Genomic DNA, 17,462 nt, shown 5'->3' on the forward strand with positions numbered 1-17,462 from the left:
CATGCGCCCCAAACCGTTTCATCCGGAAATATACAACGGGGATCCGCGTTTTGTGAAAAACCGGCACGACGGCTGCATCTGGCACAGGTGCGAAAACCGGACCCTGTATGCGGACACGGACCGCTCTGCGGTTGTGTATCACGCCAATTACCTGCGCTACTTCGAGTTCGGCCGGGCTTCGCTCATGCGGGAGCTTGCCTATCCGTACGTGGATATCGAGGCCAGCGGATATGTTTATCCCATCATCGAGCTGGGAATCAAGTACTACAGCCCGCTTTATTATGATGATGCCATGTGGGTGCACACCCGGCCCGGAAACCTGGGCAAGGTGAAGCTGAGCTTTGACTATGTCATCATCCACGGCCAAACCGGCGAAATTGTCTGTACCGGATTTACCGAGCACTGCGCCCTGAATTCCGCGGGCAGGCCCGTGGGCATTGATGAAAAAACACAAAAATTATGGGAAATCTTTCCGAAATAAAAACCCTTTCGCCCGTGGCGCAAAAAATCGTTCTGCCTGAGTATCTGCAGGATCACGCCTTTGAAGGCAGGGCCCTGTATCCGGCAGTGGAGTCAATGCAGCAGCTGGCAGCAGCAGCTGCCGGGAAAAACATTTCCGGGCGGATCATGGGGCAGGCCGCGTTTGCCAAGTTTCTGGAAATTGCGCAAGGGCAGGGCGAGATAGATGCTATTCTGAAGCTTGCGCCCGCAGACGGCCAAAGCCTGGCCGCCCGGCTCATGACCCGGCAGAAAATGCCCGCATCAGGTATCACCCGCACAAGGGAGCATGCCCGGCTCTGTTTTTTCCCGGATCACAAAGCTGCGGCCATCCCTGATGCGCCGGCGGCTCAAACCGGGGATCCGGTTTTTCGTGTGTGTGCAGAGGAGGTTTACCGTGAACTGGTGCCCTTTGGCCCGGCTTATCACAATATTTCCGGAGACCTGCACTTGGAAGCCTGCGGTGTGACAGCGCCGATCAGTGCCCCGCCACTGCCGGAGCCCGGCGGTCCCCTGGGCTCGGTGTTTGTTCTGGATGCGGCATTTCACGCGGCCTGCGTGTGGACACAGCGGTACAGGGGGTTTGTGGGGTTTCCGGTGGGCTTTGATTACCGGGCGGTAACCCGGCCCGCAGTCGCCGGGGGTCGGTATACGGCCCTGGCGGCGGCCGGATCCGGATCCGGATCCGAATTTGGTGCCATGGGCAGCCAGGATTTTGATGTGTGGATTTTTGCCGCAGACGGCCGTGTCTGTGAATACGTCCGGGGCCTGCACATGTGCGATGTGTTTGCCGGCCGCAGAAAACCGCCTGCCTGGATTTGCGCTGAAAACCGAAATTGTAGGGGCAACGGGCGATGATGTTTTTTGTTGTTGCAGCAATGGCTTATTTGCTGGGTTCCGTCAATTTTTCCATTGTTTTTTTTCGGACCACCGGGCGGGGTGATCCCAGGGCCCTATACAGCGGCAATCCCGGAGCCACCAATGTTTATCGCCAGGCCGGCGCAGCTGCAGCCGCCCTGGTGCTGGGCCTGGACATGGGCCGGGCTGCGGCCGTGGCCGCGCTGGCCCTGTATCTTCTGGATCCCGCAGGTGCTGCCTGGACCGGGCTGGCCCTTGTTGCAGGAAACCGGTATCCCTGTTTTCATCAGTTCCGGGGCGGCAAGGGTGTGGCCAATTATCTGGGGTTTTCAGCAGTGATCGTGCCCTGGGGGGCCCTGGCTTCGGCCCTGGCCTGGGCCGCAGGCTTTTTTGCGTTCCGGATGCCCTTTATTGCCTCTTTTTGCATGGTAGCCGTACTTGGCGGGGCCACCATGTACAAGTGGATGCATACAGCTTCGGCTGTTTTGGGGGTCCTTGCCACCATTGCGTTTATCGTTTTCAATCACCGCAGCAACATAGCTGAGCTGGCGGGCAGGGGCCGGTAGCAGGAAATGGATTGGGCGGTTTCGGGACGTGGTATAATTTCCGGGCGTGGTAAAAGCAACCAATCTCTTATGATTTTATGATTTTCGCATGATGCCGGCCCGGTGGCGGTTTGCTCCCTGCTGACCGCTTGCGCGCTCAATGCGATTCGCAAACCGCCCCCGGGCCGGCATCATGGAAAGCCCTGTGCAAAAATTTGCGGCCAAAAAAAGCAAAGTTCCTGCGCTTTCAATTGGGATGACCCTGTGGTTTCTTCATGTACCCGGGTTTCATTGACAAAGGCTAAAAAGCTATTTTGCGTCCAGGAGCTTGCGGATTTGGGTGCTGTCGTATTTGCCGGCCGGCGATACCGGGATCTGGTCGGTGAGCCGGATTTTTCTGGGCAGGGCATGGCCGGGCAGGCGGTCTGCTAGGTGACGGCGGATTTGGGCTGCAGAGGCCTGTGCGGCGGCAAGGGCGCGGATTTCGTTTCCCCGGCTGCCGCTATCGGCCACGCTCAATACAGCTGCATCCGATACTTCCGGCATCTCCAGCAGGATCGCCCGGATTTCATCCAAATCCACCCGCTTTCCCCCCACCTTGACAATCCGGTCGGCCCGGCCCTCCAGGGAAAATGCATTGGGCCCCACCACGCGGATGCGGTCGCTGGTGACAAAAAAACCGTCTGCATCCACGGGAAGCTCCGGGGATATGAAATTCGAGCAGATAGCCAGACGACCGTCTGTTTGTTTCCATTGAATGCAGTCAAAGGGCGTAAAATGCGGCTGGGCGCTTGTGCACACCCGGGCGGCGATGCCGCCGGTCTCGGTGGAGCCGTAAATTTCCGTGATGCCAAGGCCCGTTTTTTCATAAAAGACCCGGCTGTCTTCAGGCTCCAGCCGGGCCGCGGAGCAAAGGGCGACCGCCAGGGTCGAAGCCGGCAGATTCATGCCTGCGGCCATCCTGTAATGAAGCGGGATGCTTACAAGGTATGTGGCCCGGTGTTTTTCTATGGCGGTCTGGATTTCATGGGGGTAGGTCGGTATCCCCTCAATGACCCCGGCCCTCGCCACCAGCGGGGTGAGCACGGAAAACAGCAGGCCGTAGATGTGGCCCGGCGGAACCGTGGCCACAAACCGGTCCTTTGCTGACACCTGCATTTTTTGTGCGTGATAAATGGCTTCAAAAAACAGGTTGCCGATGGTTTTGCTCCAGGTGCGGGGGGTTGCTGTGGAGCCGCCGGTAAAAAGCTTGACAAAGACCTCCCTGGGATCCCGGATCAAAGACGCGTCAAAAGCCGAATGTCCGACTGAAGACGGTGCAGTGTTCACCGCCGCAACCCCCGGGGGCAGATCCGCCGGGGCATCTGTGATGGCCTTTGAAAAACCGTGCTCCTGCCGGATCCGGGCGATCACGGATTTTTCAAATGAATAGGGCAAAATCAGGGTCGCCGGGCGGGTAAGGGCGGCAAGCAGGGCCGCGGCCATTTTCCCGCGGTCGGTTGTGCACAGACACAGGCTGACCGGTCGGTCTTTGGCAAACACCCGGTGCTGAAACCCGGCAGCCATTGCATAGATGTCTTTGTAGGTGCACCTGCCAGGTACGAAGTCATCATCGGGCCGGGCCGGGCCTGCAGCCACATTTTTCAGAAGTGGTAAAACCGGCATCATGTCTTTTCGGATCAATAAACGGGTGAACAAAACTAAAATCGGATGAAAATCAACCCTTGCAAGAGAATTTGATATAATATATTGCATTTTGACTTGCAAGCGGTTATTTCCGGAATCATTGAACCCCATAGGGAGGCGGTTGTGGACCTTTCCAGAATGCTGGCCGTACAATTGATCAAAACGCGCTTTGTCCGCCACGCAGTGAGGGAAAACGCCGATCTGGATATTTTCCGGCAAAAACCCACTCCCCGGGTCATTGCCGGCTTGGTTCTGATTGGTGCCAGTTATGTGCTGTGTTGGCCGGTTATCAGCGCCCTGGGGGGTTTTGCCGCCTACGTGCGCCAGCCCCTGTGGGTGGTTGTCGGCGCCCCTGTGGTATGGACCATGACCCATTTTCTGTGCATGTTCGGCGCATACCTGGCCGGCAAGGAACACTCCAGGGCTTTTTTGAAATGGGCCGTGCGCCTCTTTGTTGAAAAACACGCGCCTGACTGTCTTCCGGACTAAATTTGCTGATTTGCCGGCTCCCGTCTTTTTAATATTCTTTTAATCTGCTGTTTTTATTTGGTTTTAGTTTGTGACCGACATCCCGTGTACCCGGCTTGTACACGGGATGTTTAATTGAACGGCTTTGGTGCGCGGTTGTCCTTGGAGGTCTGTAATGATTTTATTTTTAAAAATCAAAATGTTAAGCTCAATTTTGGTGTTCCGGCATGCTTTTTGTATGCACTATGGCGGACAAGACGCAACCAGTTAACGATTATTCAAGCGGTTCGCATATGGAGGGTAAAATGAGCAGCAATACAAAAACAGCAGTGGTTTTTCCGGGGCAGGGCACCCAGCGGCCGGGCATGGGCAAGGATTTTTATGATAATGTTTCTGCCAGCCGCCTTACTTACGAGGAAGCATCTGACGTGCTGGGATGGGACGTTGGCGCCATGTGCTTCGGGGAAAATGAAAAAATCAATCTCACCGAGTACGCACAGCCTTCCATCCTGGCAACCGAGATCGCGATGTTGCGGGGACTGCAGGAACTTTATGGTTTTTACCCGGATTATTTCGGCGGTCACAGCCTGGGGGAATACACGGCCCTGGTGGCCGCCAGCGCCATGCCCTTTGCAGACGCCCTGAAAACTGTGGAAACCCGCGGCCACCTGATGCAGGAGGCTACGCCCCCCGGAATCGGGGCCATGGCGGCAGTGATTGCCAAAAACATTGATATTGAAAAAATTCGCAAAATGCTCGAAGATCTTCCCATGGATGTGGCCAATATCAATTCCACCGACCAGGTGGTGATCAGCGGCCATGCCGGCAGTATGGACAAGGCAAAAGAGCGCATCAGCGGGTCCATGGAAAATCAGGACGAAATGCGTTTTGTGCCCTTAAACGTCAGCGCGCCCTTTCACAGCCGTTTCATGAACGCCATCAAGGAAGCCTTCCGGGAGGTGCTGGCCGCCGTTTCCGCAAGGATGAACTCCAAAAACGCTGCACGGGTGACTTCCAATTACACGGGCTTGTTTCATGCCGCCACATCCGACCGGGTCATTGAGGCATTGGTGGCCCAGTTGAGCGGATCGGTGAAATGGCGTGACAACATGCAGGCTCTTGCGGCCAAATCCCGGCAGATTTACGAGATCGGGCCGAATCGTCCGCTGAAGAATTTTTTCCGGAGCTTGGATATCCAGTGCAAATCCATTACCAGTCTTTCGGCAGCAAAAAGGGAATTTAGTGCATGATGGCATTTGACAGCAACTATTGGGCGGTCATTATCGGCGGCTCCAGCGGCTTTGGCTTGGCTGCGGCCAAAAAACTGGCCGCCCATGGAATGAATCTCTGTATTGTGCACCGGGACCGGCGCAGCGCAATGAAGAAAATCGAGCCGGAATTTGACAAATTGCGCAAGACCGGTGTGAATCTGCTGGCTTCCAATCTTGACGGGCTCTCTGATGAGGGACGGACCCGGGTTCTCGACGAGCTTTCCGATTCTCTGGCCGATCAGGGCCGCATCCGTCTTGTGCTCCACAGCGTGGCCTTCGGCAACCTCAAGCTGCTCGGTCCCTATCCGGGTTCGCCTGTGCCGGGCCAGACCCGGAATCTGCTGGCCAATGAGGCGGGAGTGTCTGCCGGGCGCATGGACGAGATTGTGCAAAGCGCCTTTGCACAAGGCTACAATGCCGTCTATCCCCTGGTGGATGACAAAGGGGATTACAGCAACCGCCAGTTTCTCGGGGCAGAGGATTTCAACCGCACTCTCCAGGCCATGGGATACAATATTGTGGAATGGGTCCAGGATATCCTGGCTAGAAATTTTTTTGCAAAAGATGCCCGGGTGCTTGGCCTCACAAGCGAGGGAAACACCGTGGCCTGGAAGGGCTATGCGGCCATTTCCGCGGCCAAGGCTGTGCTTGAATCCGTCAGCCGTGCCATGGCTGTGGAATTTGCGGCCAGCGGGATCCGTTCCAATATCATCCAGGCCGGTATCACCGACACCCCGGCGCTCCGGGCCATTCCCGGAAGCGACCGGATCCGCGCCCAGGCTGTTTTGCGCAATCCCTTCGGCCGCCTGACCACCCCAGAGGACGTGGCGGATGTAATTTATCTGTTGTGCAAAGACGAGGCCGCATGGATCAATGGGGCCCTTATCTGCGCGGACGGCGGGGAGAGGGTCGGATAGCCAATGCTTTACCTGCACGGCCTGGGCCATTTTTACCCGGACAATGTCATTGACAATCAGTTTTTAAGGGATCTGGATATCGGCAGCGATGAGCAGTGGATTCTGGAACGCGTGGGCATTGTCGCCCGCCGCACCTCCTTGCCGCTGGATTATATCCGGCACACCAAAAACCGTGATCCCAGGGCCGCAACCGAGGCAAGCCTGTATACCCGGTCCGGGGCCGGGGCGGCAGCAGCCCGCATGGCCCTTGACCGGGCGGGAATCAGCACCGAAGATATCGGCATGGTGATTTCCGGGACCTCCACGCCGAGATACACCATTCCCGCAGAAGCCTCTGTGATTGCCGCAGAACTGGGCATCCAGGCCCCTTGCATGGACATGAACGCGGCCTGCTCCACTTTTCTGGTGCAGCTAGCCTTTCTTGATGTCATGGTCCCGGAAAAGGCCCCGGGTTTTATCCTGGTGGTCAATCCGGAAAACTACACCCACGTGGTGGATTACTCTGACCGGCGGGTGGCGCCTTTGTTTGGCGACGGTACCAGCGCGGCCGTGGTTTCGGCCCGGCACTCGTCTTGTTTTCGCTTTGAATCTTTGGAGTACGGATCTGATCCGGCCTCTTGGGACAGGGTGCAGATTCCCAGCGGCGGCCATTTCCGGCAGGACGGCAGCCAGGTTCAGCGCTTTGCCATCCGCAAGGCCACAGAAGGCGTGCGCCGGCTTCAGGACGAGTATTGGCAAAAACGGGACCAGTTCCGGTTTGTGGGTCATCAGGCCAACCTGATGATGCTTCAAACCGTTTGCCGCAGGTGCGGAATTGATGACGCCCGGAATCTGCACAACGTTGTCGAATACGGAAATACCGGGTGCTCAAGTGCCCCGGCTGTGCTCAGCCAGAACTGGGAGCAGCTGCAGCCGGGCGATCATGTTGCCGTGGCAGTGGTGGGATCCGGTCTGACCTGGGGTCACGGTTTGCTTAAAATCAACGATTGATGGCGCCGTAAAAGTCCAATATCTGCGTTACGCGCGATTCCTCAGAATTTCACGTACGGCTAACTACGCTGCATTCTTCGCAATCGCACAAGCCTTGATCTTGAACTTTTTACGGCGCCATCAAAGATTCGGAATAACATATGCGATACCAGGAGTTTTTACAGCAGGAGCAATTTGATCTGGCCCAGCTCATCGCCTTTTCCTACGGCCGCCTGGTCAGCGACCCGCCGCCGGATTTTGACGCCCGGCTGCCGGCGCCGCCCTTTTTGATGATCGATCGGATCGTATGTCTTGAGGCCAACGGCAACAAGGGCGTGATCACGGCTGAACAGGACATCCGCCTGGACGCCTGGTATTTTCAGTGCCATTTTCCGGGTGATCCGGTACAGCCGGGATGCCTGGGCGTGGATGCGGTCTGGCAGCTGCTTGGCTTCTACGGGGTGTGGCGCGGGGCATTGGGCGCGGGCAGGGCTCTGGGATGCGAGGAAGTGGTGTTTAACGGTCAGATCCGTCCGTATAACGAGGTGGTGCGCTTTGAAATCGAGGTGCTCCGGTTCAGGGAGATGAAAAGCAACGAGTCTGCCATTGTGATGGCAAACGCCCGTATCCTTGCCGACAACACTCCGGTTGCCACGGTGAAAAAAGCCCGGGCCGGGATTTTTAAAAACATCGCTGACAGCAATTATCCGAGAATTGAATAGGAAATAAAGTTTTAAGTTTTAAGTTTTAAGTGTTAAGTATTCCGTTTCAAGTCTTAATTATCTGGTTTTTTTTAAAACTTAACACTTGACCCACTCGTAAAAAGTCGGTTTTCAGATGGTGCCGTAGAAAGTTCAAGATCAAGGCTTGTGCGATTGCGAAGAATGCAGAGTAGTTAGCCGTACGTGAAATTCTGAGGAATCGCGCGTAACGCAGATATTGGACTTTTACGGTGCCATCAACACTTAAAACTTAAAACTTTTTTAATCGAGGTATATATGACCGATACAGAAAAGACATGCGCAGACAAGCCCGTGGCTCTGGTTACCGGCGGGGCCGGGGGCATTGGTGCGGCCTGCTGCCAGGCGCTTTGCGACAAGGGTTTTTGCGTAGCCATTCATTTCCGCAAAAGCGCCGAACCCGCCCAAAAGCTGCTGGCAGAACTCCAGGACAGGGACGGCAGCGGTTTTCTGCTTCAGGCGGATCTGGCATCCGCCGAACAGATCGATGCCATGGTCAATGAGATCAAAAAACAGGCCGGCCGTGTGGACGTGCTGGTCAACAACGCGGGTTTTACCCTGAATGACATGATCCTGACCATGAAGCTCGATGATTTTGACGTCCAGCGAAGCGTCGGGCGCGGGGCCTGGTACCTGACCAAGCGAGTGCTGCGGGTGTTTATGTTCCGGCGCGCATCCGGCAGGATCATCAATATTTCCAGCGTTGTGGGTCACACCGGAAACGCCGGCCAGATTCCCTACACCATGGAAAAGGCGGCCACGGATGCCATGACCAAATCCCTTGCCAAGGAACTGGCCGGGAAAAATATCCTGGTCAATTCCGTTGCCCCGGGTTTTATTGACACGGACATGACAGAAGCCCTGCCCGAAGACATTCGTGGGCAGATCCTTTCGGCAGTGCCCCTGGGCCGGATGGGCCGTCCTGAGGAAGTCGCCGAGGTGGTGGGGTTTCTGGCCACGGGCGCATCCTATATCCAGGGCAGCGTGGTCCATGTCAACGGAGGCATGTATGGCGGCTGATGCGCGGATGATCAAACAGATCCTGGATCTGATTCCCCAGCAGCGACCCTTTCGTTTTATCGACGATATTCTGGAAGTCGATGACAAGCACATCAGGGCCGTCTACAGGTTCCGGGACGATGAGTTTTTTTATGAAGGCCATTTCCCCGGCCATCCGGTTACCCCGGGGGTGATTCTGATTGAGACCATGGCCCAGGCCGGGGTCGTGGCCCTGGGGATTGCCATTTTGCTGCACCAGAACCGGTCGGTATCCGAGATCCGGGAGTTAAAGACGCTTTTTACATTTGCCGAATCCGTGGAGTTTACCGGCATGGTGGCACCCGGGGAAAAAGTGACGGTGGTTGGAGAAAAGATTTATTTTCGCAGGGGCAGCATTAAAACAAAGGTCAGCAGTGAACGGCAAAACGGGCAGAGCGTTTGTACGGGCGTGCTGATGGGAACAGGAGTGAAACTCGATGCATAACAGGGTTGTGGTTACGGGAATGGGCGTTGTCAGCCCCAACGGCATAGGATTGGACAATTTTGAAACCGGCCTGCGCCGGGGGGCCTCCGGGATTCGTTTTATACCCCGGCTTGAAGAGCTGAAGTTCGGATGCCGCATCGGCGCCGTGCCCGAAGGTTTTGACGAGGCCTGCAGCCAGTATTTTGAAAATTTCAGGCAGCAGTCGTTTTTGAGCGAAACCATCCGGTATGCGGCTGTATCGGCCATGGATGCCTGGAAAGATGCCGGTTTTCCGATTCCCGGAGACGAAGATCCCCCGGACTGGGATTCGGGCACGGTGTTTGGCTGCGGCATATCGGACATGGAAGTGATTGCAACAGAAGTGGTACCCACGGTCAATGAAGGAAGAGTCAAAAGACTGGGCACCCGGGTGGTGGAAAGGGTCATGGGCAGCGGCACAAGCGCGCGTATCGGCGGACTGCTGGCCTTGGGAAACCAGGTGACCTCCAATTCATCGGCCTGCAGCACGGGGTCGGAGGCCGTGGCGGAGGCGGTATGGAAAATCCGTGCCGGGCTTGCCAAACGAATGGTGGCCGGCGGCGCTGAAGGCGCTTCGCCCTACACCTGGAGCGGCTTTGATTCCATGCGCGTTTTGGCCAGGAAATTCAACGATGATCCTGAAAAAGGCTCCCGGCCCATGAGCGCGTCCGCATGCGGGTTTGTGCCGGGCGCCGGGGCTGCGGCCCTGGTGCTCGAAGACCTGGAAACCGCTCTGGCCCGGGGTGCTCGGATTTATGCCGAGGTCAAGGGCGTTATGGCCAATTCCGGCGGTCACCGAAACGGGGGTTCCATGACCGCACCCAATCCCGAAGGGGTTCAGCGCTGTATCCGCGGAGCCATGAAGGATGCCGGAGTCGGCCCGGAGCAGATCGATGCCATCAACGGCCATCTCACCGCCACGTTTGCCGATCCCCATGAGGTGAAAAACTGGTCAGCCGCCCTGGACCTGCAGGCGGAGGATTTTCCGTGGATTAATTCCACCAAGTCCATGATCGGCCACTGCCTGGGGGCCGCAGGGGCCATTGAGACCGTGGCGACCGTGCTGGAGCTTGACCGGGGATTTCTGCACCCGTCGATAAACTGCGAGGATCCGCACCCGGAGATTGCATCCTTTGCCGACCGGTTTGTCACCGGGTGCATGGAAATGCCAGAACTCAAAACCATTGCCAAGGCCTGTTTCGGATTCGGGGATGTCAATTCCTGTCTGATTCTGCAAAAATGGGAAAACAATGCAACATGACAGCATCGTAAAAAGCTTTTACGAAATTATCAAAAATACGGAGGAAACAAAAATGGATAAACAACAGATTTTCAACGATGTGGTGGCCATTATCAAAGACTATGTCAAAGATGAATCAAAACTGGCAAACGTGAGCATGGAAACCTCCATTCTCGATGATCTCAAAGTCAATTCCGCCCGGCTTGTCGATATCATCATCCAGTTTGAAGACACCTTTGACATTGAAATCGATGATGATGACGCAGACAACATCCGCTCAATCGGCGATGCGGTCAATTATATCGCAGGCCGGGTGGGCGCAGACCAGGGCGCTGAATAATTTCTCCCATGAACGACCGGATAAAACGCTCCTTAAACACCCAGGAGACACTGGGCCGGTTTGCCGTGTGGCTCACCGCGCCCCTCATCGTCCTGGCTATCCGCCTTGCCGGCTGGCGGATCCGGGATCTGGCCGCAGTTCGCCGTCGGATTCGGGACCTGATGCGCCAGCACAGGGGGCCATGGCTGATCTGCGCCAATCATCTGACCCTGATTGATTCCTTTATCCTGGCCTATGCCATGTTTCCCAGCTGGCGGTACATGACAGGTTTCCACCTGGTGCCCTGGAATATGCCGGAATACATGAATTTCAACCGCAACCGGCTGGTGGGGGCATTTTGCTATCTCACCAAGTGCATTCCGGTGGTCCGGGGCGGCGACCGGGAGGAGGTCAAACAGAGCCTGGAAAAATGTGTGAAAATCCTTCAAAAGGGCCAGAACCTGATGATTTTCCCCGAAGGCACCCGTTCGCGGACCGGGCGGGTAAACACCCGGGATTATACCTATAACGTGGGCCGGTGGATGTGCCAGATGTCTGAGGTCCGGGTGCTGTGCATGTATCTGCGCGGCGACGGCCAGGATACCTACAGCGACTTTCCAAGGTATGGGGAAACCTTTACCGTCATGGTGGAGCCGTGCAGCCCGGAAACCAAACTCAGAGGGCTGCGGGCCCACAGGGATTGTGCCGGACAGATCATCGGGCATCTTGCTGAAATGGAGAAGCGGTATTTTGCGCGCCGTGGGAAATGATGTGGTGGATCTGAGGACAGACGGCGCATGCGGAAAAAGCCGGGACAGGCGCTTTGTCCGCCGCGTGTTCACGGCATCCGAGCAAAACCGGCTTGCAGAAAGCCAATACCCTGACGCCTGTCTGTGGGCGATGTGGGCCGCCAAGGAGGCCGCCTACAAGGCTGTGTCCAGAATTTTTCCTGATAGTTCCGCATGGCCCGGCCGCTACGAGATGGTTTTTGACCAACCGGGCCTGCCCCGGGATTGCGCCGGCACGGTCAGCACCCCTGAAGGACCCGTGCGTGTGCGTCTCCATTGGGATGAAAACCGGGTCCATTGCCTGGGGTTAATCGATTCTGCGGGGTTATGGCAAGACCTGACAGCGGATGTGCTCGAACCCTGTGCCGATGCCCATCCGGAAATACAGCCTTCAGCAAAACAACTTTCCGCCGCTGCCCGCATCGCTGCAGCCGCAGCCATTTGCCTGCATACAGGCCTGCCCCATGGCTTGGTAAGCATTGAGCGTACCCGGGTTTCGCAACGCTCAGCCCCGCCTGTTGTCAAAATCAACGGGATCGAGGAAAAAATTCCCGTCAGCCTCAGCCATCATGGCCGGTTTGCGGCTTTTGCCTTTCTTGCGCCCCTGCAGTCCGGATCTGCTGCAATGTGTTCTTGACTATTTACACCGTATTTTTTACAAATAAATTTTCACAAAAATCTAAATCCGGGCAGGGCCGTTTGCGGTCTTGTGCGGGTGTTTTTCAAACAATTGGGCAGATATCCTTATGAGCAGTACCCGACAGGACATTGAGGCCGAAATATACAGAATTTTCCGGGAGCAGTTTGAAATCGAGGACCCGGGTCCGGATGAGGATCTGCGGGAAGTCCACGGTTTTGACAGCATTGACGCCATTGAATTGCTCATGGAAATCGAGAAGCTTTTTCAGGTGGAAATGGACCAAGAAACCAAAAAGGAAGCCTTGTCCTATATTCGGACCATAAACGGTATCTGCGATTACATAGAGCAGGTTCTGCCCGATGCAGGTGCCCATGTATCAAGGGCGGCCAACCGCTGATGGATCGAAGAGTCGTCATCACCGCAGCATCTGCCATCACACCCATCGGCAATTCAAAGCAGAAGATTGTCCACAGCCTCCAAAACGGGGTCTCCGGGATAATGCCCCTGCGCCATGACGATCTGTTGGCCGATTATCTGCACTGCCGGGTTTTTGGCACCGTACAGGAGCCCATAGAATACGGCTTTGAACGAAAATACCGCAAAACCATGGGGCCGGTGTCTTATTATGCCTGCCACCTGGTTGGACAGCTGCTGGAGCAATCCGGGCTGAGTCCGGAGTTTGTCTCCTCGGGCCGCATGGGTGTGGCATTCGGCTCCACCCATGGCAGTCCCTCGGTGCAGCGTCACATCTACAAGGCCCTTTACCACGAAGAAAAGGCCATTTCCGGCTCCCTCGGTGCGGTGGATTACCTGAAGTCCATGGTTCATACCACGGCGGTGAACATCACCAAAATGTTTGAGATCACCGGCCGGGTGATCTGTTCCTCCACTGCCTGCACCACAAGCAGTCAATCCATCGGCTACGGCTATGAAATGGTGAAATACGGAATGCAGGACGCCATGGTGTGCGGCGGTGCCGATGAATATGATACCACCACCGTGGCGGTATTTGACAACCTGCTGGCCTGCTCCACGGCATACAATGACCGGCCCGGACAAACCCCCCGCCCCTTTGACGCCGACCGCGACGGTCTGGTCGTGGCCGAAGGCGCAGGCGCGGTGCTGTTGGAGGAATACGAAGCCGCTAGAAAACGGGGCGCCCCGATTCTGGGCGAAGTCATTGGGTTTTCCTGTAACAACAACGGCGGGGATCTGATTTTTCCCAATCTCGACGGCATCACCCGGACCATCCAACTGGGCTTGGAAAGCGCCGGGATTGGGCCGGAGGCAATGGATTTTATCAGCGCCCATGCCACGGGAACCAAAATGGGGGATGTCATTGAGGCCCGGGCCATTGAACAGGTTTACGGAAACTCGCCCATGGTGACCGGCCTGAAGGGATATACCGGCCACACCATGGCCTCCTGCGGGGTGATTGAAACCATCATGACCCTTTACATGATGGAAAACGGTTTTGTCGCCCCCACCCTGCACCTGGAAAATATTGATTCCAGATGTACCGGAATCGGCCATGTCACACAATTGAGCGAAAAAGCCATTGATATTGCATCCGTGCAGAATTTCGCATTCGGCGGGGTCAATACCAGCCTTGTGTTAAAAGCCCCTGCGGCCTGATATGAGCCGGTTTGTCCGATTTTTCAAGCCCATGGTGGACGCCGGGGTGACCCTGGTACTTTGGGGCTATTTCATTTTCGGGTTTCTTTTTTTGTTCTCACCTGTGTATCTCTGGGCGTGGTGTTTTGCCCTAGACCGGAGCCGGGCTTTTCAGCGGCTCAATCACCTGTTTTTCAGAAGCTTTGTCCGGTTGCTGCACTTTTTTGTGCCGGGTTTGAAAATCCGCCTGGATAAAAGCCTTTCCGATCTTGGCCGTTGTGTGGTGGTGGCCAATCACCGCTCCTATCTCGACCCAGTTTTGCTGACCGCAGCCTTTGAAAAACACAGCACCATCGTCAAAAGCGCCTTTTTCCGCACCCCGGTGTTCGGTCGGGTCATCCGCACGGCTGGCTATATTCCCTCGGATGCCGCCAACGGGCTTTCGGATCTGTTGATCTCCCGCATGCAGCAGTTTCCTGCTTTTTTCCAAAAAGGCGGGGTGTTGTTTATTTTTCCCGAAGGCACCCGAAGCAGAACCGGCCTTCTGGGCGACTTCAATCCCGGGGCGTTTAAAATCGCCCGCCGGTTTGAAGTCCCTGTGGAAGTGCTTTGCGTCACGGGCACGGACCGGTTGTTTGCCCCGGGCAGATTTTTGTTTCACACCTGCATTGAAAACCTCATCACGATCCGCCGGGCTGGAGCCATTCCCGCAGATCAGGTCCGGCAGCTTTCCTTAAAGGAGCTGATGCAAAAAAGCCGGGAAATCATGGAAGCCGGTCTTTCTGATTCGTGACTTGCCGTAGTTTCCGGCAAAAAGTCGCTTTAACAGTTTTCGCATGCGGCCGGGGTCAGTTTTTTTGCTCCTGACCGTTTACGGATTCAGACAATGCCTTGGCTTAAAATTTACAAACTCGGCCTGTCGGCCTCAAACAGTTTGAAATTTTTTAGCTTCGGCATTTGCTGAATTTTTCCGTAATCGCTCAATGTCGCTTCAAAAACCGACCCCGCCCTTGGACTTAGAAGTCCAATATCTGCGTTACACGCAATTTCTCAGAATTTCACGTACGGATAAGTTTGCTGCATTTTTAGAAATTGCGCAAGCCTTGATCTTGCTATAGCGGCACCTACAGCGTCAACACCCTGCTGGCCAATGTGTCCAAGCAAAACGTGACCCGCTTTCCCTATGAAATCGCCAGGCTGGCCCAGACCGTGGCCGGCGGGCTTATGGTGATCCTGCCGTCGGCTGCTGATTTTGCCTCTTCGGAAACCGCCCACTGGCTGGAAAAATATTACGGGGCCAGTGCGGACGTGCCAACTGAAAATCACCGCCGCATTCTGTGGCTTATTGAAAACCTGACTTTGGGAATCGCTGCAGTGGGCTATCTCACCGAATCCATGCACGGGGCGGGCTCGCCCCAGGCCCAGCGGATCATGATCGCCCGCCAGGTGAACATGCAGCAGAAACAGCAGATGGCCAAAAACCTCTGCGGCATTGAGGAGTAAGGGCCTTTTGGACCGGGGATTTTATTCGGATCGGGTCATGTGGACGTTGATGTTGACGGGGGGCTGCTCGGCAGTGGCGCGGATGCCGTTGAAAAGGGTGTTAAAAAGCGTATCTGTCAGACCTGTGAGGTTTTCGGGTTTGCCCAGCAGGCTTTTGCGGGTCACCAGGTGCTCGATGCTGCCCCAGATCATGGCCCGGATCACATACGGATCCATGTCCGGCCGGAATTCATCGCTCTGGATGCCTTCTTCCAGCACTTGGATGTAGTTTCGCGCAGAGGACTGAACAACGCGGTAGGCCTCGGTTTTTAAAAAATTGGGATTGCCCTTTAAAATCAGCATCACCACATTGGCGTAATCCGGATTGTCCTCGTAAAGGGCCAGGTGCCGGTGGATCAAAAAGCGCAGTTTGTTTGCGGCACCGTGTATGTAAGGCAGAATCTCGCGGTTTTTTTCCTGGTACTGCTGGATGATTTCCGCAGGAATGGCAAACAGCAGCTCCTCCTTGGAAGAGAAGTATTCATAAATGGTGGCTTCCGATGCCTTGGCCTTTTTGGCGATATCGGAAATCGTGGCGGTCTGAAACCCCTTCCGGGCAAAGATGTACTCAGCGGCCTTTAAGATGGCGGCGGCTTTTTTGGGGTTTTTCAGATTTTTTTGGCTGCTTTTGGGAGTTTTGTTCGTCATTGTACACTCCGGTTACTGGGTTGATCGATTTTCATTTTATTAAAATTGATGGAACCGTAAAAAGTCCAATATCTGCGTTACGCGCAATTTCTCATAATTTCACGTACGGATAAGTACGCTGCATTCTTCGAAATTGCGCAAGCCTTGATCTTGAACTTTTTACGGCCCCATCTGAAATCAGACTTTTTACGAGCGTATCAAAATTCAAACATACTAAAATTTATTTTTAAATGTCAAGGCCCATTTTTAGTTGGATAATAAAAAACATGGTTTTTTTTAAATACCACTATGATTTTTTTAAAAAGAATATTGACAGACTTGGTTTTCTCGGCTAATTTTTCTCCTTATACAATCACTGCAGAAGGATCGTCGATCAGGGCGGCCCTTGCTGCCGCGCGGATCCGGTAAAGACCGGATCGGTACAGAGGAAACGGGAGATATGGAAGACAGCATCTGGGGGGTCACCAACCAGGTCAAGGAACAGGGGGGAACCATCGGCCGCCGGATTTTTCTTCATTTGCCTAACCCATCTAAGGATTTGCCCGAGGATTTGTTATGACGCATTTTAAAATCAACCAGAAAGACATCTTTTTCATATTAAAGGAATAGCTCGGCTACGGCAGTCTCTGCAGCCTGGAGCGTTACCGCTCATTAACCGAAGAAACTTTGGATCTGCTGGTCACAGAGGCCATCCGGTTTGCGAAAAAGGCCGTGGCCCCCTTAAACGAGATCGGCGAGGAGCAGGGCATCCGCTACGAGAAGGGACAGGTGCGCTGCCCGCCCAAGTTTGCCGAGGTTTTCCGCCGCCTTTTGGGCCGATCTGGCCGCTGAAGGCCAAGATGAGCAGAGCCGGCAGCATTACCAGGCCCTTACCGATTTTATGACCCCCATTGTCAAGGCCTATTGCTCGGATGCGGGTTTCCGGGTCTGTGAAACCGCCATGCAGTGCCTGGGCGGCTACGGCTACTGCCGGGGTTACCCCATTGAACATTATATGCGCGATGCCAAGATCATGAGCCTTTACGAGGGAACCAACGGGATCCAGGCCATTGACCTGATGGGCCGAAAGATGCGGATCAACGACGGGGCCATGTTTGCTGCATTTGCCAAAGAGATGGAAAATTTCATTGATGCCCGGCGGGATCATGACCACTTGGGCGGCCATGTGCGGGACCTGGAAAATGCCTTTGCCCGGGCGCAGAAAAAGGGCCGGAAAAA

At 55.2% G+C, this 17,462-nt stretch carries 21 protein-coding genes and 1 pseudogene; 20 read left to right on the forward strand and 2 right to left on the reverse strand.

Annotated features, from left to right (window positions below; translation table 11 throughout):
- Position 1 precedes the first annotated feature (1 nt).
- The 3 genes from R6U41_RS08185 to R6U41_RS08195 are packed head-to-tail and all read left to right on the forward strand — an operon-like array spanning position 2 to position 1,922.
- Entirely contained in the window at positions 2–481 is a 480-nt protein-coding gene (locus R6U41_RS08185) for an acyl-CoA thioesterase (protein WP_410269346.1), read from the forward strand.
- Positions 460–1,356, forward strand: coding sequence for a hypothetical protein (locus R6U41_RS08190; RefSeq protein WP_410269347.1), 897 nt, complete (start codon positions 460–462; stop codon positions 1,354–1,356). The genes R6U41_RS08185 and R6U41_RS08190 overlap by 22 nt, the downstream gene beginning before the upstream one ends.
- Positions 1,353–1,922: a glycerol-3-phosphate acyltransferase gene (locus tag R6U41_RS08195; protein ID WP_410269348.1), complete on the forward strand. Its 570-nt coding sequence runs from the start codon at positions 1,353–1,355 to the stop codon at positions 1,920–1,922. The genes R6U41_RS08190 and R6U41_RS08195 overlap by 4 nt, the downstream gene beginning before the upstream one ends.
- Positions 1,923–2,210: 288 nt before the next feature.
- On the opposite strand, the gene R6U41_RS08200 is transcribed toward R6U41_RS08195, so the two are convergent.
- Entirely contained in the window at positions 2,211–3,569 is a 1,359-nt protein-coding gene (locus R6U41_RS08200) for an AMP-binding protein (protein ID WP_410269349.1), read from the reverse strand.
- 141 nt (positions 3,570–3,710) lie between these two features.
- On the opposite strand from R6U41_RS08200, the gene R6U41_RS08205 reads away from it, so the two are divergent.
- The 15 genes and pseudogenes from R6U41_RS08205 to R6U41_RS08275 form a co-directional block, all read left to right on the forward strand.
- Positions 3,711–4,076, forward strand: a complete 366-nt coding sequence (locus R6U41_RS08205; protein WP_410269350.1) for a hypothetical protein — start codon at positions 3,711–3,713, stop codon at positions 4,074–4,076.
- Positions 4,077–4,360: 284 nt separating this feature from the next.
- Positions 4,361–5,305 (forward strand): ACP S-malonyltransferase, encoded by a 945-nt coding sequence (locus tag R6U41_RS08210; protein WP_410269351.1) that lies wholly within the window; start codon positions 4,361–4,363, stop codon positions 5,303–5,305.
- The gene (locus tag R6U41_RS08215; protein WP_410269352.1) at positions 5,302–6,243 is read left to right on the forward strand and encodes an SDR family oxidoreductase; all 942 of its coding nucleotides are present in this window, start codon (positions 5,302–5,304) and stop codon (positions 6,241–6,243) included. The genes R6U41_RS08210 and R6U41_RS08215 overlap by 4 nt, the downstream gene beginning before the upstream one ends.
- Positions 6,244–6,246: 3 nt before the next feature.
- Complete coding sequence (locus tag R6U41_RS08220) at positions 6,247–7,233, forward strand: ketoacyl-ACP synthase III (protein WP_410269353.1); 987 nt, start codon at positions 6,247–6,249, stop codon at positions 7,231–7,233.
- Positions 7,234–7,373: 140 nt separating this feature from the next.
- On the forward strand, positions 7,374–7,934 hold the full coding sequence (fabA, locus tag R6U41_RS08225) for a bifunctional 3-hydroxydecanoyl-ACP dehydratase/trans-2-decenoyl-ACP isomerase (RefSeq protein ID WP_410269354.1): 561 nt from the start codon (positions 7,374–7,376) through the stop codon (positions 7,932–7,934).
- A 276-nt stretch (positions 7,935–8,210) separates the two neighbouring features.
- Complete coding sequence (locus R6U41_RS08230) at positions 8,211–8,972, forward strand: 3-oxoacyl-ACP reductase family protein (RefSeq protein WP_410269355.1); 762 nt, start codon at positions 8,211–8,213, stop codon at positions 8,970–8,972.
- Positions 8,962–9,435, forward strand: coding sequence for a 3-hydroxyacyl-ACP dehydratase FabZ family protein (locus R6U41_RS08235; protein WP_410269356.1), 474 nt, complete (start codon positions 8,962–8,964; stop codon positions 9,433–9,435). The genes R6U41_RS08230 and R6U41_RS08235 overlap by 11 nt, the downstream gene beginning before the upstream one ends.
- Positions 9,428–10,714: a beta-ketoacyl-[acyl-carrier-protein] synthase family protein gene (locus R6U41_RS08240; RefSeq protein WP_410269357.1), complete on the forward strand. Its 1,287-nt coding sequence runs from the start codon at positions 9,428–9,430 to the stop codon at positions 10,712–10,714. The genes R6U41_RS08235 and R6U41_RS08240 overlap by 8 nt, the downstream gene beginning before the upstream one ends.
- A gap of 52 nt (positions 10,715–10,766) precedes the next feature.
- On the forward strand, positions 10,767–11,033 hold the full coding sequence (locus tag R6U41_RS08245) for a phosphopantetheine-binding protein (protein ID WP_410269358.1): 267 nt from the start codon (positions 10,767–10,769) through the stop codon (positions 11,031–11,033).
- Positions 11,034–11,041: 8 nt separating this feature from the next.
- Positions 11,042–11,782, forward strand: coding sequence for a lysophospholipid acyltransferase family protein (locus R6U41_RS08250; protein ID WP_410269359.1), 741 nt, complete (start codon positions 11,042–11,044; stop codon positions 11,780–11,782).
- Positions 11,772–12,437 (forward strand): 4'-phosphopantetheinyl transferase superfamily protein, encoded by a 666-nt coding sequence (locus R6U41_RS08255; RefSeq protein WP_410269367.1) that lies wholly within the window; start codon positions 11,772–11,774, stop codon positions 12,435–12,437. The genes R6U41_RS08250 and R6U41_RS08255 overlap by 11 nt, the downstream gene beginning before the upstream one ends.
- 109 nt (positions 12,438–12,546) lie before the next feature.
- The gene (locus R6U41_RS08260; protein ID WP_410269360.1) at positions 12,547–12,837 is read left to right on the forward strand and encodes an acyl carrier protein; all 291 of its coding nucleotides are present in this window, start codon (positions 12,547–12,549) and stop codon (positions 12,835–12,837) included.
- Positions 12,837–14,075, forward strand: coding sequence for a beta-ketoacyl-[acyl-carrier-protein] synthase family protein (locus tag R6U41_RS08265; RefSeq protein ID WP_410269361.1), 1,239 nt, complete (start codon positions 12,837–12,839; stop codon positions 14,073–14,075). Before R6U41_RS08260 ends, R6U41_RS08265 begins: the two co-directional genes overlap by 1 nt.
- A gap of 1 nt (position 14,076) precedes the next feature.
- On the forward strand, positions 14,077–14,847 hold the full coding sequence (locus R6U41_RS08270) for a lysophospholipid acyltransferase family protein (RefSeq protein WP_410269362.1): 771 nt from the start codon (positions 14,077–14,079) through the stop codon (positions 14,845–14,847).
- A gap of 335 nt (positions 14,848–15,182) precedes the next feature.
- Positions 15,183–15,557 (forward strand): annotated as a pseudogene (locus R6U41_RS08275) (4-hydroxyphenylacetate 3-hydroxylase C-terminal domain-containing protein); the annotation flags it as partial.
- A gap of 21 nt (positions 15,558–15,578) precedes the next feature.
- Here R6U41_RS08275 and R6U41_RS08280 read toward each other — a convergent pair.
- Positions 15,579–16,244: a TetR/AcrR family transcriptional regulator gene (locus R6U41_RS08280; protein WP_410269363.1), complete on the reverse strand. Its 666-nt coding sequence runs from the start codon at positions 16,242–16,244 to the stop codon at positions 15,579–15,581.
- Positions 16,245–16,910: 666 nt separating this feature from the next.
- On the opposite strand from R6U41_RS08280, the gene R6U41_RS08285 reads away from it, so the two are divergent.
- Both R6U41_RS08285 and R6U41_RS08290 read left to right on the forward strand, forming a co-directional pair.
- A complete protein-coding gene (locus R6U41_RS08285) occupies positions 16,911–17,075 on the forward strand; it encodes a hypothetical protein (protein ID WP_410269364.1) in 165 nt (54 codons plus the stop codon).
- Positions 17,032–17,462: acyl-CoA dehydrogenase family protein (locus R6U41_RS08290; RefSeq protein WP_410269365.1), on the forward strand; the 431-nt coding region annotated here is incomplete at its 3' end. The genes R6U41_RS08285 and R6U41_RS08290, both read left to right, overlap by 44 nt.

It is taken from the genome of Desulfosalsimonas sp., from assembly GCF_046483245.1.
Lineage (GTDB): Bacteria > Desulfobacterota > Desulfobacteria > Desulfobacterales > Desulfosalsimonadaceae > Desulfosalsimonas.

Excerpts from the sequence above, each read along its gene's own strand:
- R6U41_RS08185 (WP_410269346.1), top strand. The coding sequence starts at position 2 with ATGCGCCCCAAACCGTTTCATCCGGAAATATACAACGGGGATCCGCGT.
- R6U41_RS08190 (WP_410269347.1), top strand. The coding sequence starts at position 460 with ATGGGAAATCTTTCCGAAATAAAAACCCTTTCGCCCGTGGCGCAAAAA.
- R6U41_RS08195 (WP_410269348.1), top strand. The coding sequence starts at position 1,353 with ATGATGTTTTTTGTTGTTGCAGCAATGGCTTATTTGCTGGGTTCCGTC.
- R6U41_RS08200 (WP_410269349.1), bottom strand. The coding sequence starts at position 3,569 with ATGATGCCGGTTTTACCACTTCTGAAAAATGTGGCTGCAGGCCCGGCC.
- R6U41_RS08210 (WP_410269351.1), top strand. The coding sequence starts at position 4,361 with ATGAGCAGCAATACAAAAACAGCAGTGGTTTTTCCGGGGCAGGGCACC.
- R6U41_RS08215 (WP_410269352.1), top strand. The coding sequence starts at position 5,302 with ATGATGGCATTTGACAGCAACTATTGGGCGGTCATTATCGGCGGCTCC.
- R6U41_RS08220 (WP_410269353.1), top strand. The coding sequence starts at position 6,247 with ATGCTTTACCTGCACGGCCTGGGCCATTTTTACCCGGACAATGTCATT.
- fabA (WP_410269354.1), top strand. The coding sequence starts at position 7,374 with ATGCGATACCAGGAGTTTTTACAGCAGGAGCAATTTGATCTGGCCCAG.
- R6U41_RS08230 (WP_410269355.1), top strand. The coding sequence starts at position 8,211 with ATGACCGATACAGAAAAGACATGCGCAGACAAGCCCGTGGCTCTGGTT.
- R6U41_RS08235 (WP_410269356.1), top strand. The coding sequence starts at position 8,962 with ATGGCGGCTGATGCGCGGATGATCAAACAGATCCTGGATCTGATTCCC.
- R6U41_RS08240 (WP_410269357.1), top strand. The coding sequence starts at position 9,428 with ATGCATAACAGGGTTGTGGTTACGGGAATGGGCGTTGTCAGCCCCAAC.
- R6U41_RS08245 (WP_410269358.1), top strand. The coding sequence starts at position 10,767 with ATGGATAAACAACAGATTTTCAACGATGTGGTGGCCATTATCAAAGAC.
- R6U41_RS08250 (WP_410269359.1), top strand. The coding sequence starts at position 11,042 with ATGAACGACCGGATAAAACGCTCCTTAAACACCCAGGAGACACTGGGC.
- R6U41_RS08260 (WP_410269360.1), top strand. The coding sequence starts at position 12,547 with ATGAGCAGTACCCGACAGGACATTGAGGCCGAAATATACAGAATTTTC.
- R6U41_RS08265 (WP_410269361.1), top strand. The coding sequence starts at position 12,837 with ATGGATCGAAGAGTCGTCATCACCGCAGCATCTGCCATCACACCCATC.
- R6U41_RS08270 (WP_410269362.1), top strand. The coding sequence starts at position 14,077 with ATGAGCCGGTTTGTCCGATTTTTCAAGCCCATGGTGGACGCCGGGGTG.
- R6U41_RS08280 (WP_410269363.1), bottom strand. The coding sequence starts at position 16,244 with ATGACGAACAAAACTCCCAAAAGCAGCCAAAAAAATCTGAAAAACCCC.